This is a genomic window from Aureimonas sp. ME7 (assembly GCF_903970965.1).
GTDB lineage: Bacteria > Pseudomonadota > Alphaproteobacteria > Rhizobiales > Rhizobiaceae > Aureimonas.
Window position 1 is genome coordinate 617,642 of record NZ_CAJCKW010000001.1, and the last position, 21,793, is coordinate 639,434.

Here is a 21,793-nt window from a genome sequence, read left to right on the forward strand (position 1 = left end):
CGCGGATGGGAGGTCGGCCCGGTCGCGGTCGCCAGCCGACAGGTGCCTTACTCGTCGAAGACCTCGTCCCGGCTTTTGCGCACCGTCGGCAGCAGGGCGAATGCGAGGAACAATGCGGCGACGAGAAGCAGCCCGGCGCTGACGGGCCGCTCGAGGAACGTCATCATGTCGCCGCGCGAGATGATCAGCGCCCGCCGGAAGTTCTCCTCCATCAGCTTGCCCAGCACGAAGCCGAGCAGGAGGGGCGCGGGCTCGAAGCCCATCTTGATCAGGACGAACCCGACGACGCCGAAGAAGGCGATGAACATGACGTCGGTCGGCAGGGCATTCACCGAGTAGATGCCGATGCAGCAGAACAGGACGATCGACGGGAAGAGCAGGCGGTAGGGAACCGCGAGGAGGCGCACCCAGAGGCCGATCAGCGGCAGGTTGATGACGAGGAGCATCAGGTTGCCGACCCACATGGACGCCACCATGCCCCAGAACAGCGCCGGGTTGGTGGTCATCACCTGCGGTCCGGGAACGATGCCGTGGATCGTCATCGCGCCGACCATCAGCGCCATCACCGAGTTCGGCGGGATGCCGAGGGTCAGGAGCGGGATGAACGAGGTCTGGGCGCCTGCGTTGTTGGCGGCCTCCGGGCCGGCGACGCCCTGGATGGCGCCCCGCCCGAAGCGGCTGGGGTCGCGCGCCAGCTTCTTCTCCACGGTGTAGGAGACGAAGGGCGCGAGCACGGCGCCGTTGCCGGGCAGGATGCCGAGGATCGAACCGATGATCGTCCCGCGGATGACGGGCTTGTAGGATTCGCGGAAGTCGTCGCGGTTGGGCATGAGACGGCCGATCGACTGCCGCACGACATCGCGCCGCTCCTTGTTCTCGAGGTTCCTCAGGATCTCGGCGATGCCGAAGATGCCCATCGCGAGGACGGTGAAGTCGATCCCGTCGTAGAGGATCGGCAAGCCGAAGGTCATCCGTTCCTCGCCCGTCTCCATGTCGATGCCGACCGTGGAGAGGAGGATGCCGAGGAGGATCATCGCGGTCGCCTTGAGGAGCGAACCGTGTGCCAGCACCATCGCGAAGACGAGGCCCATGACCATCAGCGAGAAGTACTCGACCGGGCTGAACACCTGTGCGAGGCGGGTGAGGGGCGTGCCCAGCGCCGCGATGACGAGCGTGCCCACGGTACCCGCGAAAAACGACCCGATCGCCGCGACGCCGAGCGCGATGCCGGCGCGTCCCTGCCTCGCCATCTGGTGGCCGTCGAGCGCCGTGACGACGGACGTGCCCTCGCCGGGAATGTTGACGAGGATGGCCGTGGTCGAGCCGCCGTACTGGGCGCCGTAGTAGATGCCCGATAGCATGATGAGGGCGCCGACCGGGCCGAGGCCGAAGGTGACGGGCAGCAGCATCGCGATGGTGGCCGTGGCGCCGAGGCCGGGCAGGACGCCGATCAGCGTGCCGACGAGGCAGCCGAGGAAGGCGAGACCGAGGTGCTGCAGCGTCAGGGCGACGCCGAAGCCGAGTGTGAGGTGGGAGACGAAGTCGCTCATCGGGATACCTCCCGGCGCAAGGACGAACCGTGCCGCGCCCGACGGCGCCAGGCGACCGCTGCGAAGGCGGCCGCGACCAGCGCAAGAACGGCAGCGACGACCCGCAGGACCGCCTTCGGCGACCAGCCGGGCGGGAAGGATGCGAGCAGGGCGTCGGGATAGAGCGGGATCTGCAAGGAAAGGAGATCCCCGAACAGCACCATGCAGAACGCCGTCAGCCCGGGCGCCAGGATCGCGAGTTCCAGCCAGTCCGCCTCGTCGCTCGCGAGGCCCGACACGAACACCGCCACGGGGCCGGCGACGACGAGGCCGAGGCCCGGGAGCGTCATGCCCCCGATGGAGAACGCGCGGACCAGGACGGCGAAGGCGAGGATCGCGATCGACAGGACGACGGGACCGCGCAGCGGCAGGGGTTCGAAGGCCGCACCGCGACGCAGGACGGACAGGAGAAGAAGCGCAAGGCCGCAGGCGCCGACGCCGATCGCCAGCCATCGCGGCAGAAGGCCCGAGCCGATCTCGTCGAGGGTTCCCTGCGTGAGGTCCCGCGTCAGCCACAGCGCGACGGCCGCGAGCGCGAGGAGCGTCAGCCCGCCCGCCAAGGCCGACGGCGACCGCACGAGGCCGGCCCTCCTTCGGATCGCTTGCCGATGGTCGATCATGAATTCCTCCCTGGTACTGCCGCGCTCCGCCCGCTTGTCGGCCGGCCACCTCCCAATGGCTCCGGTCGAAGGGCGAAGTCCGACGCCGCGGCGGGGGCGGCGGCGCCGGTCGTCAGGCCGGTGTCACTCCGGCTTGGTGCCGGACGCCGCGACCAGTTCGGAATGCTTCTTCAGCTCGTCCCGAAAGAAGGTCTCGGCCGTCGCCGGGTCGCTGCCGACGACGACGAGGCCCTGCGCGGCGAAGTCGTCCTTGACCTTCTGGGTGTCGAGGACGCGCTTGGTCTCGGTGTAAAGGCGATCGACGATCGGCTGGGGCAGTCCCGCCGGTCCGATCATGGCGACCCATGCGTCGAAGCTGTAGTTCGGCAGGCCGGACTCGGCGAGGGTCGGGACGTCGGGCAGGGACGGGTTCCTGGTCGGGGTCGAGACGGCGAGGGCCTTCAGGGTCCCGCCCTGGATCTGCGGCAGCGCGGCGGCGACGGACAGGAAGCCGACCTTGACGTGGCCGGCGACGAGGTCGTTCGTGAGCGGACCCGTGCCCTTGTAGGGGACGTGCCGCATCTCGACGCCCGCCTCCCGCGTGAAAAGGACGCCCGCAAGATGGAGGGCGGTGCCGTTGCCGGAGGATCCGTAGTCGACCGTGCCGGGCTGCGCCTTGGCCATGGCGATCAGCTCCTGAGCGCTCTTGGCCTCCAGCGAGGGGTGGGCCACGAGCACCAGCGGCACCGTGGCGATGACGGAGATCGGCTTGATGTCCGCGAGGCTGTCGAAGGGCACCGACTTCATGATGCTCGGGTTGATCACGTGGTTCGACGAGATCATGCCGATCGTGTAGCCGTCCTTCTCCGCCCGGACGAGCTCCGAGGTGCCGATCACGCCGCCCGCCCCCGGCCGGTTCTCGACGATGAACTGCTGTCCCATCGGCGCGGCGAGATCCTCGGCGAGCTTGCGCGCGACGATGTCTACCGTGGACGCGGCGGCGAGCGGCACGAGGATGCGGACGGGCTTGGTGGGATAGGCGTCCTCGGCGAACGAGGGCGCCGACAGGAGCGGCAGCATCGCGGCTCCCAGAACGAGGGCGCGTCGGGTCAGGCTGGCGATTGCGTTGGTCACGGTGTTCCTCCCTTGGATGTCCGGCGTTGGCCGCCGGCTCGGTTATCTCGGTTGCTGGTTCCGCAGCTCGTCGAACGACACCAGCGTCCCCGCGATCGCGCTCGCGGCGACGGTGGGGGGGCTCGCGAGCCAGACCTGGCCCGGGCCGGAGCGGCCGGGGAAGTTGCGGTTGATGGCGCTGACGGTCACCTGGTCGCCGCGGGTCGAGGATCCCGGTCCGCAGTTGGCGCAGGCGCCGCAGCTCGGCTCGAGAAGCTCGGCGCCGACGCGGCGGAACGTCTCGACGTAGCCCCGTTCCACGCAGTAGTCGCGGACCGCGCTCGTTCCGAACTGAAGGAACAGGGTCACGTGCGGAGCCACCTTCAGACCGTTGGCGTCGGCCCAGGCCAGCACCTCGTGGTAGCGGTCGAAGTCCTCGCGCTTGCCGGCCGTGCAGGAGCCGCCGTAGGCGATCTCGAGCGTCACCCGCTCCGTCACCTCGGCGAGCGGCCTGCCGTTGCCGGGATCGCCGGGCGCCGCCACCATCGGCGGGATGCGGGAGCAGTCGACGCGGATGACCTCGGCGTAATCCGCGCCGTCGTCGCTGCGCATCCAGGGCTCGAGCGTGAACGCGACGCCGCGCCGCTCGCGCAGGAACCGGACCGTCTCCTCGTCCGGCTCGACGATGCCCGTGAAGCCGCCGAGCTCGGCCGTCATGTTGGTGAGGGTCGCCCGCTCGTCCGTCGACAGGCCGGCCATGCCGGGTCCTGAGAACTCGAACACGCGCCCGACGCCGGAGCCGCCCTTCAGCGAGGGCAGGGCGAGGAGGTGCAGGATGACGTCCTTCGCTGTCACGCCGCGCGGGATCGAGCCCTCCAGCTCGATCCGCAGCACCTCGGGCATCACCATCCGCACGGCGCCGGTGACCATGGCGTTCGCCATGTCCGTGGTGCCGACGCCGAACGCGACGCAGCCGAGCGCCCCGCTGTGCGGCGTATGCGAGTCGGTGCCGACGATGAGCTGGCCGGGCAGCGCGTAGCTCTCCGCCATCATCGCGTGCGAGATGCCCTCCGATCCGGCGCGGCCCTCGAGGTAGCCGTGGTCGCGCAGGCCATAGTCGGCGACGAACTCGCGGTGGGCTGCCGAGAGCCTGCGGGCGCTCGGGATCAGGCCGCCCGCCACGTGCGCCGGGCTGCGGTCGACATAGGAGAGGTGATCCTCGAAGCAGACGATCGTTTCCCGCTCGCGCAGGGGCGCCGGGCGGCCGAAGGTTTTGTGCAGGAGATGGCTGCACATGCCCGTGTAGTATTCGTGGATGAAGCGGAAGTCCGCCCGTACGAAGCCGCCGGCACCCGCCGTCGGCACCGACGTGTCGGGGGTCTCGACGACATGGCGCCGGACGATCTTCTCGAACAGCGTCAGAGGGCCCTCGGACGCGGGTTGCGGGGAGACGTCGTCCTTCGCGGTCGTGCCGAGCCGCTCGTGGCCGTAGAGAAGCAGGCCGCCGCTCCTGAGGATGGTGGCGGCCAAGGTGTCGCGCCCGGCGACGAGTTCGGCGACGTCGATCTCCTCGCCCCGTTCGATCCGCTCCACGAGGCCGAAGTCGGTGGAAGTGAAGAGGCCGAGATTGTCGGCGTTCTGTCGGTAGATACGCTCGAAGCTCTCCGCCACCACGAGGCGGATACCGGCTGCCAGCTCGGCTGCCGGGCTGTGTTCGCGTGACGACCCCTTGCCGTAGCGACGGCCGGCGACCGTCACGGCGAACCCGCCGTCGCGCACGGCGCGCTGGCCGATCGGCCGCTCGTCCCCCGCCTTGAAGCCGGTGTAGGGATGGTCGCCCAGCGTCTCGTCGTAGTGGACAAGGCTCGTGATCGGGGTGATCTCGTCGGTGGAGATGTCGTCGCGCAAGGGCCCGACGGTCGCCAGCGTGGCTTGGCCCCCGGCGAGCTGCGCGCGAACGGCAGCCGGATCGGCCGCGAGGAACAGGATGCGTCCGGACAGCTTGAGCTTCATGATGCGTCTCTCCCGACGCAATCCGTAGCGCAGTTTGGTCCGGGTCTAAGGTGCTAAGGCGGGGTGGGGGCCATCGCGGATTGCGACGGCTGGCCGCGCATGACCGTGACGAACGCGTCGGCCGAGGGCAAGCGCGGGGTCTTGCGCAGGGCGTAGAGCCGGAGCTCGCGCTGGCTCCAGTCCTCGGCGAGCGTCCGGCGGACGAACTTGTCGGTCCCGGCATAGGCGGAGGCGGCCCCTTGCGGCAGGACGGCGATGCCGAGCCCGACCTCGACCATGCGGCACACGGCATCGAAGCTGTTGACGACGACGCGCACGTCGAGCGCGAGGCCGGCCTCAGCGGCCTTGGCGCGAAGCGTCCGGTCCAACGATCCGCCGGCCTGGATCGAGATCAGCGGGTGGACCGCGAGTTCCGCCAGCGTCATCGCCTGCCGCCGGGCCGCATGGTGGCCGCGCGGTAGGACGACGATGAAGGGATCGTTGCAGAAGAACCAGGACTCGACCCCCGAGGGCACGTCCGTCCGCATGCCGATGCCAACGTCGGCCCGGTCGTCGAGGCAGCCCCGGACGACCTCCTGCGTCGAACACTCCTGGAGCGCGACGTCGACGGCGGGGTATCCGTCGCGGAACGCGCGCAGGCGCTCGGGCAGGTAGCCGACGATGGCCGACGGGTTGGCGAGGACCCGCAGCGTTCCCGACAACGTGCCCGAGCGGGCCTGTACCTCCCGCGCCAGCGCGTTCAGTTCGGACTCCAGCCGCGTGCCGCGCGACAGCGCGATCTCGCCCGCGTCGGTGAGCTTGATGCCGCGGGGCGAGCGCACGAGGAGGGGCGCGCCGAGCGCCTGCTCGAGGTCGGCGATGCGCCGGCTGAGGGCGGAGGGCGCGATATGCTCCCGCTCGGCCGCGCGGGCGATGGACCCTTCCTGCGCGACGGTCAGGAACAGCCGCAGGCTATAGGGATCGACCCGGCGCGACATGCTGTGTGTCTCCCGAATGGCGATGGGGCCCCGCGACCGCGGCGTCAGACCGGGACATAGGTCGAAGCCTTGACCCGCTTGAGCGTGAAGCTCGTGCTGATCGAGCGCACGTTGGGCAGTTCGGTGAGCGCGTTCTTCACGGTCGCCTCGTAGTCGCGCACGCTTCGCGACACGACTTGGAGGACGTAGTCGTGCTCGCCGCTGAGCGAGTAGCATTGGAGGATCTCCGGCACGCGCTCCACGGCCCGCTCGAACTCCTGCAGGCGCTCGCGGCGGTGCTCGGAGATGCGCACGAAGCAGAACACCACGATGTCGAAGCCCACGGCCTCGGGATCGACGAGGTAGCGCTTCTCGCTGACGATGCCGACCTCCTGCAAGCGCTGGAGACGGCGCCAACACGGGGTGTGGCTCAGCCCCGTCTCCTCGCCGAGTTCGCGCATGGTGAGGCCCGGCTTCTCCTGGATGACCCGGAGGATGCGTCGGTCCGCTTCGTCGATGTCCAGGCGCACGGCGGCAGACCCTTCGAAAGTGCCTTGCGTCATCTCCGGAAACGTTCGAGAAGGACGCTGTCCTCGTAACCCCTATCATTGCGGGACCGTGTTGCGAAAGCAGTTTGGAGCGGCTCCAAAATAGTGACCGTTCCGCTGCCTGGGCATGCGAGCGTCATGAGGCTGGGAGGCACCTCATGAACAAGCTGGTTTCGCTCGACGACAAGTACACCGCGCAGGGCGGCTCCGTTTACATGACGGGGACGCAAGCGCTGGTGCGCCTGCCGATGACCCAGATGCGCCGGGACCGGGCGGCGGGGCTGAACACCGGCGCCTTCATCTCCGGCTACCGTGGCTCGCCGCTGGGCGGCTACGACCAGCAGCTCCTCAAGGCGCTCAAGTACCTCGAGCCCCACGACGTCGTCTTCCAGCCCGGCCTCAACGAGGATCTGGCGGCGGCGGCCGTTTGGGGCAGCCAGCAGCTCCACCTGTCGCCGGGCGCGACGAAGGACGGCCTTCTCGGCATCTGGTACGGCAAGGGGCCGGGCGTCGACCGCTCCGGCGACGTGTTCAAGCATGCCAACGCGGCGGGCTCGGCCCGCCATGGCGGCGTCCTGGCGCTGGCGGGCGACGACCACACCTGCAAGTCCTCCTCCATCCCGCACCAGTCGGACCACGCCTTCATCTCGGCTTTGATGCCGATGCTCTACCCGTCCTCGGTCCACGAGTTCCTCGAACTCGGCCTCCTCGGAGTCGCCATGTCGCGCTTCTCCGGCTGCTGGGTCGGCTTCAAGGTCATCTCGGAGACGGTCGAGACGACCACGGTCGTCGACCTCGCGCAGGAGGGCCGGCAGTTCGTCCTGCCGTCCGACTTCGCCCTGCCGGAGGGCGGGTTGAACCTGCGCTGGCCCGACACGCCGCTGGTCCAGGACGCACGCCTCCAGGAGACCAAGGGCTTCGCCGCCATCGCCTTCGCCCGCGCCAACGGGGTGGACCAGACCGTCATCGACAGCCCCCGGGCCCGCTTCGGTATCGTCGCCTCGGGCAAGGCGTTCGAGGACGTCCGGCAGGCGCTCGCCGAACTCGGCCTCCGCCAGCCGGAATGGGAGGCGATCGGCCTCCGGCTCTACAAGGTGCGCATGCCCTGGCCGCTCGAGCCGCAGGGGATCCGGGCCTTCTCCGAGGGACTCGAGGAGGTATTGATCGTCGAGGAGCGGCGCGAGATCATCGAGAACCAGATCAAGCAGCAGCTCTTCAACTGGCGTGCCGACGTCCGTCCCCGCATCGTCGGCAAGTTCGACCACGAGGACCGGCCGTTCCTGTCCCTGTCTGCGGGGCTCACCGTCTCGTCCGTCGCCCGCGCCATCGCGGAGCGTGTCCTGCGCCTCGAACTCCCCGCCGACCTCGCGCAGCGGATCACCGAGCGGCTTCGTGTCGTGGAGGCGGCCAAGGGACGGGGAGCCCAGCATTCCGCGCCGGTGACCCGGCTTCCGCACTACTGCGCCGGCTGCCCGCACAACACCTCGACGCGCGTGCCCGAAGGCTCCAAGGCGATGGCCGGCATCGGCTGTCACTTCATGGCCCAGTGGATGGACCGCAACACCGAGACCTTCACCCACATGGGCGCCGAGGGCGTGCCCTGGACGGCGATCGGCCGCTTCACCACCGAGGCGCATCGGTTCGTCAACCTCGGCGACGGGACCTACTTCCATTCCGGCCATCTCGCGATCCGCCAGTCGGTCGCGGCCAAGGCCAACGTCACCTACAAGATCCTCTACAACGACGCCGTCGCGATGACCGGCGGCCAGGCCGTCGACGGGGTGCTGACGCCCCAGCAGATCACGCACCAGATGCACCACGAACGGGTGGAGCGCATCGTTCTGATGTCCGACCGGCCCGACGTCTACGCCCCCGCCGAACTCGCTCCGGGCACCGAGATCCGCCACCGCGACGAGATCGATGCGACCATGCTGGAGTTGCGCGAGGTGCCGGGCGTCACCGTCATCGTCTTCGAGCAGATTTGCGCGGCCGAGAAGCGCCGACGCCGCAAGCGCGACAAGTCGCTCGACCCGGACAAGCGCCTGTGGATCAACCCCGCCGTCTGCGAGGGCTGCGGCGACTGTTCGGAAAAGTCGAACTGCATCGCGGTCGAGCCCGAAGAGACCGAGATGGGCCGCAAGCGCCGCATCAACCAGTCGGCCTGCAACAAGGACTATTCCTGCCAAAAGGGCTTCTGCCCCTCCTTCGTGACGATCAACGGGGCCAAGCCGAAGCGCCGTGCGGCGCTCGGGCGGCCGGACGTCACCGCCTTGCCGGACGCGGTGCTGCCCGAGATCGACCGGGCCTGGAACATCGCGGTCACCGGCGTCGGTGGAACGGGCGTCCTGACCATCGGCGCGCTGCTTGGCATGGCGGCCCACATCGAGGGCAAGATTCCGATGATCCTCGACATGGCGGGGCTGGCGCAGAAGGGCGGCGCGGTGCTCAGCCACGTGCGCATCGCGCGCGCCGACCGGCCGGTCGCCGCGCCGCGCATCGCAGCGGGCGGCGCCGACCTCCTGCTGGCTGCCGACTCGGTCGTCGCCGCCTCGAAGGAGGCCATCCTCCTTTGCGACGCCAGCCGGACACATGCCGTCTTCAACACCCGCAACACGCCCGTCTCGGACTTCGTGCGCCTGCGCGACTTCGACTTCAAGGAAGCGGCCGTCGAGCGCACCGTTGAGAAAGCGGTGCGCCACCGGGACGACTTCCGCAACTTCTCCGACATCGCGGTCGCCGCGTGCGGCGACGAGATCGGCGCCAACATCATGATGCTCGGCTACGCGTGGCAGAGGGGCCTGATCCCGCTCGGCCGCGACGCGATCACCAAGGCCATCGAGCTCAACGCGGTGGCCGTGCCGTTCAACCTCGCGGCCTTCGACTGGGGACGCCTTCTGGCGCACGATCCGGCCGCCGTCGAGCGGATGGCGGTGGAGGAAGATCGGCCGCGACCGCTGGCGACGATGTCGACGCCCGAGATCGTCGAGCATCGCAAGGCGCACCTGACGGCGTACCAGGACGCCGCACTGGCGCGGCGCTATGTGGATCGCGTCGGGCGCTTCGCCGAAGCCGCGAAACGTCTCGGAGGCGACGACGACCTCGTCCGAACGGTGGCGACGGGCTACGCTCGGGTCCTCGCCTACAAGGATGAGTACGAGGTCGCCCGGCTCTACAGCAGCCCGGCGTTCCGCGAGGGGCTGGCGAAAGCCTTCGACGGCGACGTCCGCCTGCGGTTCAACCTGGCACCCCCGATGCTGCCGGGCACCGACGCCGACGGGCGGCCGAGGAAGCGCGAGTTCGGCGCCTGGATGCTGCCCGTCTTCGGTGTCCTCGCTCGCCTGAAGGGGCTGCGCGGCACCGCCTTCGATCCGTTCGGTCGCACCGCAGACCGCAAGCTCGAGCGGCGCCTCATCGAACTCTACGAGGCGGACCTCGACTTCGCGGAGCGTCACCTGACTGTCCGGACCGCCGCGCGCTTCAAGGCGCTGCTCGGCCTCGCGAACGACATCCGCGGCTTCGGCCCGGTGAAGGAGAAGGCCTTCGAGAAGGCCATGGCCCGGCGGGAGGCGCTGCGGGCCGAGATCGAGAACACGGGCGTGGAACCGGCCGCTGTCGCGGCCGAGTGAACGCGGGAGGGAGACAGCATCATGTTCACCAATTCGATGGCGTTCGATCTCGGGGACGAGGTGAACGCGCTCCGCGACACGGTCCATGGCTGGGCGCAGGAGCGCGTGAAGCCGATGGCGGCGGCGATCGACCACGCCAACGATTTCCCGCACGAGCTTTGGCGCGAGATGGGGGACCTCGGCCTCCTCGGGATCACGGTGGACGAGGAGTTCGGCGGGGCCGCGATGGGTTACCTGGCCCACGTCGTCGCCGTCGAGGAGGTCGCCCGGGCCAGCGCCTCGGTCGCGCTGTCGTACGGCGCCCACTCCAACCTCTGCGTCAACCAGATCAAGCTGAACGGCTCGCGCGAGCAGAAGGCGCGCTACCTGCCGCCGCTGGTTTCGGGCGAGAATGTCGGCGCCCTCGCCATGTCGGAGGCGGGCGCGGGCTCGGACGTCGTTTCGATGCGCCTGCGCGCCGAGAGGCGCAACGACCGCTTCGTGCTGAACGGGACGAAGTTCTGGATCACCAACGGACCGGAGGCGGAGACGCTGGTCGTCTACGCCAAGACCGATCCCGAGGCGGGATCGAGGGGCATCACGGCGTTCCTGGTCGAGCGCGGCATGAAGGGGTTCTCCACGTCGAAGCACTTCGACAAGCTCGGCATGCGCGGCTCCAACACGGCCGAGCTGGTCTTCGAGGACGTCGAGGTGCCGTTCGAGAACGTGCTCGGCGAAGAGGGAAGGGGCGTCCGCGTCCTGATGTCGGGGCTGGACTACGAGCGTGTCGTCCTGTCCGGCATCGGGCTCGGCATCATGGCGGCCTGCATGGACGAGATCATGCCGTATATGGTCGAGCGCAAGCAGTTCGGCCAAGCCATCGGCTCGTTCCAGATCATGCAGGCCAAGATCGCCGACCTCTACACCAAGCTGAACACCGCGCGGGCCTACACCTACGAAGTGGCGCGCGCCTGCGACCGCGGACGGGTGACGCGCCAGGACGCGGCCGCGTGCGTGCTCTACGCCTCCGAGGAGGCCATGACGCTCGCCCACCAGGCGGTGCAGGCGATGGGCGGGGCGGGTTTCATGAACGAGACGCCGGTCTCGCGCCTCTTCCGCGACGCCAAGCTGATGGAGATCGGCGCGGGCACCAGCGAGATCCGCCGCATGCTGATCGGTCGCGAACTCGTCGGGGCTCAGGGTTGATGGGCGCGATCCGTTCCAAGGCCGTCGCGGGCTCCACGCAGTTCGCCGCCAACCGCGAGGCGCACCTCGCGTCCATCGCCGAGATCGAGCGAGTCGCTGCACGCACGGAGGGGGGAGGCGGCGACACCGCGCGCGCCCGCCATGCCGCGCGCGGCAAGCTGCTTCCGAGGGAGCGGGTGCAGCGCCTGCTCGACCCCGGCTCGCCGTTCCTCGAGATCGGCGCCTTCGCCGCCAACGGGATGTACGGTGACGCGGTCCCGGCCGCCGGCGTGATCGCCGGCATCGGGCGCGTGTCGGGCCGCGAGGTCATGGTGCTGGCCAACGACGCGACGGTGAAAGGCGGCACCTACTACCCGCTCACCGTCAAGAAGCACCTGCGGGCCCAGGAGATCGCGTCCGAGAACCGGCTCCCTTGCGTCTACCTCGTGGATTCCGGCGGTGCCAACCTTCCCAACCAGGACGAGGTCTTCCCCGACCGCGACCATTTCGGGCGCATCTTCTACAACCAGGCCCGCATGTCGGCGGCGGGCATTCCCCAGATCGCCGTCGTCATGGGCTCTTGCACGGCGGGCGGCGCCTACGTGCCCGCCATGTCGGACGTCACTATCATCGTGCGCGAGCAGGGGACCATCTTCCTGGCCGGGCCGCCGCTGGTGAAGGCGGCGACGGGAGAGGTCGTGTCGGCGGAGGACCTCGGGGGCGGAGACGTCCACACGCGCCTTTCGGGCGTCGCCGACTACCTCGCCGAGGACGACGCTCACGCCCTCGCGCTCGCCCGGCGCGCGGTCGCGAACCTCAACCGGGAGAAGCGGCCGGCCGTCGAGTTGCGCACGCCGGAGGACCCGCTCTGCGACCCCGAGGAGATCCTCGGCGTCGTGCCCGCCGACCTGCGCACGCCCTACGACATCCGCGAGGTGATCGCCCGCGTCGTCGACGGTTCGCGCTTCGACGAGTTCAAGGCGCGTTTTGGCGAGACCCTGGTCTGCGGCTTCGCCCACGTCTTCGGCGTCCCCGTCGGGATCGTCGCCAACAACGGCGTCCTGTTCTCCGAGAGCGCGCTGAAAGGCGCCCATTTCGTGGAACTCTGCTCGCAGCGGGGCATGCCCCTCGTCTTCCTCCAGAACATCACGGGCTTCATGGTCGGCCGCAAGTACGAGGCCGGCGGCATCGCGAAGGACGGGGCGAAGCTCGTCACCGCCGTGGCGACCACGTCCGTGCCGAAGGTGACCATGCTGGTCGGCGGGTCCTTCGGCGCCGGCAACTACGGTATGTGCGGACGTGCGTACTCGCCTCGGTTCCTGTGGACCTGGCCGAACAGCCGCATCTCGGTGATGGGCGGCGAACAGGCGGCGGGGGTGCTCGCCACCGTGCGCCGCGCCGCGGTCGAGAAGGAGGGCGGGGCGTGGTCGGCCGAGGACGAGGCCGAATTCAAGCGGCCGACGGTCGAGACGTTCGAGCGGCAATCGAGGCCGCTCTACGCCTCGGCCCGACTCTGGGACGACGGCATCGTCGATCCCCGCAAGAGCCGCGACGTGCTCGCCCTGTCGCTGTCCGCCGCCCTGAACGCCCCCATCGAGCCGACGCGGTTCGGCGTCTTCCGGATGTGAGGAACCCTTCGATGTTCGAGAAGCTCCTCATTGCCAACCGGGGCGAGATCGCCGTCCGCGTGATGGCCACCGCCCGCCGCCTCGGGATCCGCACCGTCGCCGTCCATTCCGAGGCCGACAGGAACGCCCTCCATGTGCGCACCGCCGACGAGGCCGTCCTGATCGGGCCGGCGGCAGTGGCCGAAAGCTACCTCAAGGCCGCCGCGATCCTCGACGCCGCGCGGCGGACCGGGGCACAGGCGATCCACCCCGGCTACGGGTTCCTGTCCGAGAACCCCGAGTTCGTCGAGGCCGTCGAGGCGGCGGGCCTCGTGTTCGTCGGCCCGCCGGCCTCGGCGATCCGCGCCATGGGCCTCAAGGACGCGGCCAAGCGGCTGATGGAACGTGCCGGCGTTCCCGTCGTCCCGGGCTACCATGGGGCGGACCAGGACCCGGCCATGCTGGCCGCCGAGGCCGACCGTGTGGGCTATCCCGTCCTGATCAAGGCGCGGGCCGGCGGCGGCGGCAAGGGCATGCGGCTCGTCGAGCGGCCCGTGGACTTCGCGCACGCGCTGGAGGGTGCGCGGCGCGAGGGGCAGGCGAGCTTCGGCGACCCCGCGGTGCTGATCGAGCGCTACGTCACGGCCCCGCGCCATGTCGAGATGCAGGTCTTCGCCGACGCCCATGGCAACGTCGTCCACCTGTTCGAGCGCGACTGCTCGCTCCAGCGCCGGCACCAGAAGGTGATCGAGGAGGCGCCCGCGCCCGGCATGACGCCGGAGGTGCGCGAGGCGATGGGCCATGCGGCGATCGAGGCGGCGCGCGCGATCGGCTACCGCGGGGCGGGGACGGTCGAGTTCATCGCCGATGGCTCGGTGGGCCTCCGTCCGGACGGGTTCTGGTTCATGGAGATGAACACCCGCCTCCAGGTCGAGCACCCCGTCTCCGAGGCGATCACCGGCCTCGACTTCGTGGAGACGCAGCTTCGCGTCGCCGTCGGGGAGCCGCTGCCGTTCCGTCAGGAGGACTTGGCGATCCGCGGCCACGCCTTCGAGGCGCGCCTCTACGCCGAGGATGTCGCCAAGGGCTTCCTGCCCGCGACGGGACGCCTGGAGCACCTGTCCTTCCCCGAGGCGACGTCGTTCGCGCCCGGGCCCGTGCGCATCGACAGCGGCGTCGTTGAAGGGGACACGATCACCCCATGGTACGACCCAATGATCGCCAAGGTGATCGTTCATGGCGAGGATCGGCCGAGCGCTCTCCGGGCCTTGACCGACACGCTCGACCGCGTTCGGGTGGGCGGCACGGTCACCAACATAGGCTTTCTCGCCCGGCTCTCGCGGCAGCCGGACTTCGCGGCGGGGCGCGTCGACACCGGTCTCATCGCCCGCGACATGGAGCGCCTTTCAGCGGAGCCGGACGCCCCCGAGGACGCTCCCCTGGTCGCCGCGCTCGCGCTCACCGGGCTTCTAGCGCCGTCGGAAGGAGACGACCCGTGGAGCCGCCTCCGCGGCTTCAGGTCCTGGGGCGTCGCGGAGGTGAGGGTTCCCCTCGTGCACGAGGGGCAGGGCACCACGGTGTCCTTCGGATTGACGGCTGACGGGACCGTGGTGTCGGACGGCGCCGCCGTGTCCGTACGCCGCGACGGGGATGCGGTCGCCGTCGGACGCGACGGACGGAACACCTCGCTCGTCGCCGTCGCCCGACACGGAAAGGCGATGTTGTTCGGGGGCGGGGCGTCGTCCACCTATCACCTCCTGGACGCGCTCGACGCGGCCGGCGACCCGTCCGGCGGCGGCGACGTCATCGCGGCCCCCATGCCCGGCGTCGTGACGGGACTGCTGGTCGCGGTCGGCGATGCCGTCGCGGCAGGTGATCCGATGGTCGTCCTCGAGGCGATGAAGATGGAGCATACCCTGCGCGCGCCGCGCGACGGCGTCGTGGCCGAAGTCCTCGTTGAGGTCGGGCGGCAGGTCGAGGACGGCGACGTGCTCGTGACGCTGGAGCCGACGGTCGATGACTGACGCGGTGACGCTCTTCGAGATGGGGCCGCGTGACGGCCTTCAGAACGAGAGGCGGTCGATCTCGACGGCGGAAAAAGTCCGCCTCGTCGATCTCCTCTCCGCGACGGGCCTCCGCAAGATCGAGGCGGCAAGCTTCGTCAGCCCGCGCTGGGTCCCGCAGATGGCGGACGCTGCCGAAGTGATGGCCGGCATCACACGCGCTCCGGGCGTCGCCTACACCGCGCTGACGCCGAACATGTGCGGGCTCGAAGGCGCTCTGGCTAGCGGGGCGACCGAGGTGGCCGTCTTCGCATCGGCTTCCGAGGGCTTCAGCCGAGCCAACATCAATTGCTCGATCGACCAGAGCCTGGAGCGTTTCGTCCCGGTGATCGTGGGGGCTCTCGCGGCGGGTGTCGTGGTCCGGGGATACGTCTCCTGCGTCGTTGACTGTCCCTATGATGGCTCGGTCGCCCCGGGCGCGGTTCTGGACGTGACGGAACGGCTGCTCGCACTCGGGTGCTATGAGGTCAGTCTCGGAGACACGTTAGGCCTTGGGACCCCGGCGGCCGTCCACGCATTGCTCCGGCGCCTTGCGGACAGCGTGCCTCCCGCGCGGCTCGCGGGCCATTTCCACGACACCGGGGGCAATGCAATCGCGAACATCGAGGTGGCGCTCGAACAAGGCCTTCGCACCTTCGACAGTTCCGTCGGCGGCCTCGGGGGCTGCCCGTACGCGCCGGGAGCAAAGGGAAACGTCGCGACGGAGAAGGTGAACGAGCGTCTCCGTCAGCTCGGCATGGAAACGGGCCTCGACGCGGAGCGACTGTCGGACGCGGCGGCCTTCGCGAAAACGCTCGGGAGTGCCAACTGACGCCGTTCGAAACCATCCTCGTGCGGCGTGACGCGCGCGACGTCGTTACGGTGACCCTGAACCGCCCGGAGAAGCGCAACGCGCTCTCCGCCGCGATGATCGCCGAGCTGACGGAGTTCGCGACGGGCATCGACGCCGACGGGACGGTCCGCGCCGTCGTCCTGGACGGTGCCGGCGAGACTTTTTGCGCCGGAGGCGACCTGTCGTGGATGAAGCGGCAGGTAGAGGCCGACCGCACGACGCGTATGTCCGAAGCGCGCAAGCTAGCGGGCATGCTCGGTGCCCTCAACAACCTTCGCGCGCCGCTGGTCGGGGCGATCCGGGGGGCGGCGCTCGGAGGCGGGGCCGGACTTGCCGCGGTACGCGACGTCGCCGTCGCCGAGACGGGGACGCGCTTCGGATTTACCGAGACGAAGCTCGGGTTGATCCCGGCGACCATCGGGCCCTACGTCCTCGCCCGGCTGGGCGAGGGCAGGGCACGGCGGGTATTCATGTCGGCGAGGATCTTCGATGCCGCGGAGGCGGAACGCTTGGGGCTGGTAGCCCGGTGCGTCGAATCCGGCCATCTTGCCGCCGCGGTGGAGGAGGAGGTTGCCCCGTACCTCGCCGCCGCTCCCGGTGCGGTCGCCCGCGCGAAGCGGCTCGCCCTCCAGCTTGCGTCGCCGATCGACGAGGCGTCAGTGGAAGCTTCCATCGCGGCGCTTGCCGACGCCTGGGAAAGCGACGAGGCACGGGCGGGCATTGCCGTGTTTCTCGACAAGCGCGCTCCGCCATGGACATCGGTTCCGGATGTCTGACAGCCACCTTTGCCGGCTCCCTGGCGTCGCGGATGAACGGGCGCCGCCTCCGCGGTGAAGGGGCTTCCCGGATGCGATCCCGGCATTGGAGTGGCGAGTCCCCCTCCTGTTCGTGGGGTCGTCGGAAGGCTCGTGTGGCGATGCGAAGCCTTCTCTGTGAATCGGCGTGGAATAAGGCCCCTGTTTTTGGGGTGATCGGCGTCCAAACGGGGGCTGACGCAATTCTGATGACGATTAGGGTGCTCCGATAAGGCGGGCTTCGAGAAGGTCCAGCTTGGCGCTACCGTACATCTGGCGCTTGATCAGCTTCAGGCGGTTGACGTGCCCTTCGGTCTGGCCGCTCGACCACTGCTCGGTGGCAGCCGCACGCACGGCGGCAAAATCCTTGGTGATGGCGCGGGCGAACGAGGCGATCAGGCTGGAGCCGGTGTCCTTCAGCCAGGGGTCGAGATCGGCTTCGGCCTTGCGACGGACGATGGACTGGAAGCGGTCGACCAGGGTTCGAGCTTCGGCCAGAGTTGGAACACCTTCCTCGATCGCGGCGACCGTGAGCGTCTCGGTCCTCGTCAGTTGGTCGCGCTTCCGCGTCATGAGGCGAGCGGTGGTACGGGCAGACGGCGGTCTGCAAAGCTGGGCGCTTGTTATGCGTTCCGATCGGCGTCGACGCGTCGTCCATTCCCGAACGACGCGTTCTGAACCACCGAAGCCAAGCGCCCGGAGGCGACGCCAGAGTTCTGCGCCGTTACGACAGCCTGCCTCCCACTGCGCGTCGAGAAACGGCAGATGCGGGTCGAGCGAGCCCTGTCGCGTACGGAACATATCGGTGCGTTGGCCTCGCACGATCAGGCGCACTAGCTTGCGACTGCGGCCCGTTCGGCGGGCGATCTCCTTGATCGAGACGCCGTTGGCCGCCAGCTTCGTGACGATGGCGTTCGTTTTCTCCCGGCGGAGGTAGCCACCGTACTGGCGCCGTTCGGCACAGGTGAGGAGCTTAGGATCGACGAACGTTGCGCCGAGGCCGGCTCGGATCGGCTTCATCGACTTCGATACCGCCTCGAGAAAGGCGCCGCTGGCATTCTCCATCAGGTGCCAGCGGTCTGCGACCTGGATCGCATCGGGCAGTGCCCGTGCCGCCGCTTCTCCGTAGCCGCCGCCTCGGTCGCGGGAGACGACACGAATGCCGGGATGGGCGGCGAGCCACGCAGCGACGGTCCCGATCTCGCGGTCGGGCAGCAGCTTCACGATCCGACGGCGTTCCAGATCGCAGATGATCGTGCCGTAGCGATGGTTGCGGCGGAACGCCCAGTCGTCGACCCCGATCACCACCAGTGGGTCGGTCCGGGAACGAGCCCGGCGCCGCACGACACGCAGCAGCGTGTCGTTGCTGACCGGCAGCATCAGACGGGCGGCGAACGCAGCGCCCGGTCTGCCGCCGAGAGCAAGGCCGAGGTGATGGACGATCCCCTCCATGCGATCGGTACGACGGACCCGTTCGGACACGCTCGCTCCGAAGCGCTCGGCGAAGATCCGTCGCCGACAACCTCGCTCGTCACATCGGAAGCGCCTCGTCGCCAACGGAAGCTGGACCGCATGTCCGCCCAGGGGCAGGTCGGCGACACGCCGGTGGTGGCGGCTATGAACCCGATGCGAGAGACGATCGCAGGACGGGCGCGCTGCGGATGACGCTCGCGCCGAGGCGGTGACGATCAGGACGCCGTCAGCGAACTCCTGTTGATTGACAGCAAGTCCGGCTGGAGCAACGGCTGAGAGCGAAAGGCGACACGACATGGCAGCGATCACCGATGGAAACCGCCATTCCCATCGTACAACTGCACCAAAGATGAGTCAGACCCCCTCTTGCACGCCGATCCGGGGTCCCGTTCCAACGCAGTTTGATAGCAATAAGGCCGGAGCGGAACGCCCGGCCCCAGGACGTCGAGGATCTGACGGTAATGTCGGCGTGGGAGTTCGCCGAGCAGGGTAAGCGCAGCCTCGTTGTCGTCACAGAGGCCAATTGGGTGGAAGGATACGGGACCCGTGCGGTCGAGCTGGTCCGTCGGGGCTACCTTCCAAGCCTGATTGATGACAAGGCGCCGCTGGCACGCGCGCTCGAGGTGGGTGCCGAATGGCTCGGCGCGGAACATCCCGTCGTCGCCGCCATGCGCATCGGCGTAGCAATTCATCACGGGAAACTGCCGCAGCCGTTCCTGCGGGAGATGGAACTGCCGCTCAACTCGGGCACGCTAGAAGTGATCGTTGCCTCGCCGACACTGTCGCAGGACCTCAACCTGAACGGCATCTGGCTTCGCCAGCGATGCAGCCGCCTCGTAGACACGGACGACTCTGCCTACGACGTCGCCGACCTCGTTGAATGGAAGACCTTCTCGGAGGCCGCAGCGGCGGTGGAGCTGCGGGGATACCTCGTCCGACGCGGCCGGGACTTTCCGAGCCTGGGAGCGAAATGCCCGAACTCGTCGGCGAGATGCGGGACGACATCCGTTCGGCGCCCTTCACCAGGGAGATCGTCGCCCTCTCGAAGCGTATTATGTACAACCCGGGTCCGATCCCGTTCTTCTGCTACTACCACGAAGACCAAGCCGACCTGCTCGCCAAGCTCAAGGTGTGCGAGCACTACAGCGGGATTTACGACGCGTGGCGGAACGACATGCCGCGTTGGAACTTCACCGAGGACTTCGCGGAGTACTTCCTGGGGTAGTGAGGCGAGGACGCCGACATGCCGCTCTCGAGCAGTCGGTCATACATTGCCTCCCGTCCCTATATCCCGTCGGGTTTCCGAGGAACACCCGCTGAGCATTCGTCGGCATCCAGTTCGCGCTGGCGTCTGCGCTCGCCCTGCCCGAAGCTCAGCGTGCCTGTCCGAAACCGTAGAGTCGCTCAGGGTTGTCCACCAGCATGGTACGCCACGCCTCTCCGGCGAAGTCGATCGTCCGCTCCAGCATCAATGGGTCGCTCGGAAGCCCGAAAGGGCCCGGCGACGGGTGTGGCCAGTCGGTCCCGAACAGGAGCCTATCGGGCGCGATGGCCGCGTAGCGGCGCGCGAGCTCGCCGGCGTCCTCGTAACCCGGCGGTCCGACGCGGGTGACGTGATATAAGCCCGATATCTTCACGTAGGCCCGGCGCCGTTCAAGAAGTTTGCAAACCACCGCGATCGCCGCCTTGCCGCAGCTCCCGCGGGGATCCACGCCGCCCAGATGGTCGAACACGACCGGCACGGGCAATCCCGCCAGGACATCCGCGTACGCCGTGATCTCTTCCGCTCCGACATGGAGCTGGATATGCCAACCAAGCGGCGCGATCCGTTGCGCCAGCGGCTCGGCCATCCTCAAGGTCAATGGGCCGGGACGGCGGGTGTTGAACCGGACGCCGCGAACGCCCCCTCGATGGAAGCGGGCGAGTTCGTCGTCCGTCACGTCAAGATCGACGACCGCAACACCGCGAAACGACGGTCCCAGCTTGCCGAGCGCGTCGAGCAGGCATGCGTTGTCGGTGCCGTAGGTGGACGGTTGGACGACGACCCCGCACTCGATTCCCATCGTTACAGCAAAACCCAGGTAATCCGACGCCGTCGCCGGCGGCGGGTTCACGACGGCGCCGGGCGGCCGGGGGAAACGGTCATCGAAGACATGGAAGTGTGTGTCGCAGGCATGCCGAGGCATGGCGCGAGACGTGGCCGGTGCCGTGGACGCTCCTGAGGCGTAGGTCGTCATGGGCTTCCCCCGTCAGACCGCGTCCCGCTCGCGTCGGTGGCGAGCGAAGGGCCGAACACGACGCATACGGGGCTCGGGGTATTCGCGAGAAGGATGGTCTCGCCCGTGACGTCGCGTCCCAGCGCCACAATCGTGTCGCTGTCCTCGTTGGCGACCACAAGCCCGCTTCCACCCGGGTAGGCCGTCGCGAAGCGGGGAGTGCGCCCTCCGCATCCGCTCCAACGGGGCGTCGACAGAAGTCCGGTCTCCCGATCCACCTCGAATGCGCAGATCGTATCGTGTCCGCGGTTAGACACGAACAGGGTGGACCCGTCGGGAGACAGCACCACCGCGGCGGCACGGCTCTGCGCAAAGGCGTCGTCCGGCAACGTTGAATGAGTGCGTAGTGGTTTCAGGAGGGCTCCTGCCGTCGAGAGTACCGTCACCGTGGAGTCCAGTTCCCCGACCAAGTATGCAAGCTCGTGAAGCCGGGAGAAAACGATGTTGCGTGGCCCCGACCCTTCCCGAACGCGAGCCGTTCCCTCGGGCCGGAGCGAGAGCTGGCCAGTCTCAGAGTCATACGCGACGGCGCTGACTGTGTCCGACCCCTTGTTGGGGACGGCGAGCCACCGTCCGCATGGCGAGAACCGTGCTTGGTGCGGCTTGGTGGAGGTCTGCTCCGTTCGGTGCGGCCCCAGCGTCTCTTGGATCGTCAGGTAAGACACTAGGGAGCCCAGGCACCCGTCCGCATCCACCGCGCGCGTGACGAGCGCTCCGGTCAGATGATTGGTGGCCACGAGGAACCGCTCGTCGGGACTCAGCAGGAGATCGACCGGGTTCAGCCCGGCAACCGTGTCGCTTCCCAGGGAACTCAGCGTGCTGCCGTCAACGCGGAAGACGGTGATCTCGCTTCCATCACCGTGAACCGTATACAGACGACGGCCGTCGCGCCGGAGCGCGAGGTAGGAAGGGTTCGGTAGGGTCGCCTCGACACCTTGGAGATGCCATCGCCCGTCGACGTCGACGCCGAAGACCGAGATGCCCTCACCCCGCGCATTACGCTCACGCGTCGTGCGGCAGCCCACGTAAGCGTATCGTTCCAGCATGCCTCGAAGTCCCTACTTCCTCCGACTTGCGACCGTGTCGCCGCCCGGCACCGTCCGTCCGGGTCGGGCGGCCGCCGCCGGTGGCCCCGCAGGA

At 68.9% G+C, this 21,793-nt stretch carries 16 protein-coding genes; 7 read left to right on the forward strand and 9 right to left on the reverse strand.

Annotated features, from left to right (window positions below):
* Positions 1-47 precede the first annotated feature (47 nt).
* The 6 genes from H7A85_RS02870 to H7A85_RS02895 all read right to left on the reverse strand — a co-directional run bounded on the left by H7A85_RS02870 (position 48) and on the right by H7A85_RS02895 (position 6,833).
* Positions 48-1,550: a tripartite tricarboxylate transporter permease gene (locus H7A85_RS02870; RefSeq protein ID WP_182084357.1), complete on the reverse strand. Its 1,503-nt coding sequence runs from the start codon at positions 1,548-1,550 to the stop codon at positions 48-50.
* Positions 1,547-2,167 (reverse strand): tripartite tricarboxylate transporter TctB family protein, encoded by a 621-nt coding sequence (locus tag H7A85_RS02875; RefSeq protein ID WP_182084358.1) that lies wholly within the window; start codon positions 2,165-2,167, stop codon positions 1,547-1,549. Before H7A85_RS02875 ends, H7A85_RS02870 begins: the two co-directional genes overlap by 4 nt.
* 165 nt (positions 2,168-2,332) lie before the next feature.
* The gene (locus H7A85_RS02880) at positions 2,333-3,322 is read right to left on the reverse strand and encodes a tripartite tricarboxylate transporter substrate binding protein (protein WP_210270208.1); all 990 of its coding nucleotides are present in this window, start codon (positions 3,320-3,322) and stop codon (positions 2,333-2,335) included.
* A 42-nt stretch (positions 3,323-3,364) separates the two neighbouring features.
* On the reverse strand, positions 3,365-5,314 hold the full coding sequence (locus tag H7A85_RS02885) for an aconitase family protein (RefSeq protein ID WP_210270209.1): 1,950 nt from the start codon (positions 5,312-5,314) through the stop codon (positions 3,365-3,367).
* A 53-nt stretch (positions 5,315-5,367) separates the two neighbouring features.
* A complete protein-coding gene (locus H7A85_RS02890; protein WP_182084359.1) occupies positions 5,368-6,291 on the reverse strand; it encodes a LysR family transcriptional regulator in 924 nt (307 codons plus the stop codon).
* Positions 6,292-6,335: 44 nt separating this feature from the next.
* A complete protein-coding gene (locus tag H7A85_RS02895; protein WP_182084360.1) occupies positions 6,336-6,833 on the reverse strand; it encodes an Lrp/AsnC family transcriptional regulator in 498 nt (165 codons plus the stop codon).
* Between the two features lie 143 nt (positions 6,834-6,976).
* Here H7A85_RS02895 and H7A85_RS02900 point away from each other — a divergent pair, with 143 nt between their 5' ends.
* From H7A85_RS02900 to H7A85_RS02925, 6 genes are read left to right on the forward strand one after another with little or no spacing between them, the layout of a single operon-like run.
* A complete protein-coding gene (locus tag H7A85_RS02900) occupies positions 6,977-10,444 on the forward strand; it encodes an indolepyruvate ferredoxin oxidoreductase family protein (RefSeq protein ID WP_182084361.1) in 3,468 nt (1,155 codons plus the stop codon).
* 21 nt (positions 10,445-10,465) lie between these two features.
* Positions 10,466-11,629: an isovaleryl-CoA dehydrogenase gene (locus H7A85_RS02905; RefSeq protein WP_182084362.1), complete on the forward strand. Its 1,164-nt coding sequence runs from the start codon at positions 10,466-10,468 to the stop codon at positions 11,627-11,629.
* The gene (locus H7A85_RS02910) at positions 11,629-13,236 is read left to right on the forward strand and encodes a carboxyl transferase domain-containing protein (RefSeq protein WP_182084363.1); all 1,608 of its coding nucleotides are present in this window, start codon (positions 11,629-11,631) and stop codon (positions 13,234-13,236) included. The genes H7A85_RS02905 and H7A85_RS02910 overlap by 1 nt, the downstream gene beginning before the upstream one ends.
* Before the next feature lie 11 nt (positions 13,237-13,247).
* The gene (locus H7A85_RS02915) at positions 13,248-15,239 is read left to right on the forward strand and encodes an acetyl/propionyl/methylcrotonyl-CoA carboxylase subunit alpha (RefSeq protein WP_182084364.1); all 1,992 of its coding nucleotides are present in this window, start codon (positions 13,248-13,250) and stop codon (positions 15,237-15,239) included.
* Complete coding sequence (locus H7A85_RS02920; protein ID WP_182084365.1) at positions 15,232-16,089, forward strand: hydroxymethylglutaryl-CoA lyase; 858 nt, start codon at positions 15,232-15,234, stop codon at positions 16,087-16,089. Before H7A85_RS02915 ends, H7A85_RS02920 begins: the two co-directional genes overlap by 8 nt.
* 50 nt (positions 16,090-16,139) lie before the next feature.
* Positions 16,140-16,886: a crotonase/enoyl-CoA hydratase family protein gene (locus H7A85_RS02925; protein ID WP_348519692.1), complete on the forward strand. Its 747-nt coding sequence runs from the start codon at positions 16,140-16,142 to the stop codon at positions 16,884-16,886.
* 234 nt (positions 16,887-17,120) lie between these two features.
* On the opposite strand, the gene H7A85_RS02930 is transcribed toward H7A85_RS02925, so the two are convergent.
* A complete protein-coding gene (locus H7A85_RS02930) occupies positions 17,121-18,674 on the reverse strand; it encodes an ISL3 family transposase (RefSeq protein WP_182084366.1) in 1,554 nt (517 codons plus the stop codon).
* 673 nt (positions 18,675-19,347) lie between these two features.
* Here H7A85_RS02930 and H7A85_RS02935 point away from each other — a divergent pair.
* Complete coding sequence (locus H7A85_RS02935; protein ID WP_182084367.1) at positions 19,348-19,602, forward strand: hypothetical protein; 255 nt, start codon at positions 19,348-19,350, stop codon at positions 19,600-19,602.
* A gap of 148 nt (positions 19,603-19,750) precedes the next feature.
* Here H7A85_RS02935 and H7A85_RS02940 read toward each other — a convergent pair whose 3' ends face one another.
* Positions 19,751-20,614, reverse strand: coding sequence for an amidohydrolase family protein (locus H7A85_RS02940; protein WP_182084368.1), 864 nt, complete (start codon positions 20,612-20,614; stop codon positions 19,751-19,753).
* A complete protein-coding gene (locus tag H7A85_RS02945) occupies positions 20,611-21,699 on the reverse strand; it encodes a beta-propeller fold lactonase family protein (protein ID WP_182084369.1) in 1,089 nt (362 codons plus the stop codon). Before H7A85_RS02945 ends, H7A85_RS02940 begins: the two co-directional genes overlap by 4 nt.
* Positions 21,700-21,793: the final 94 nt, after the last annotated feature.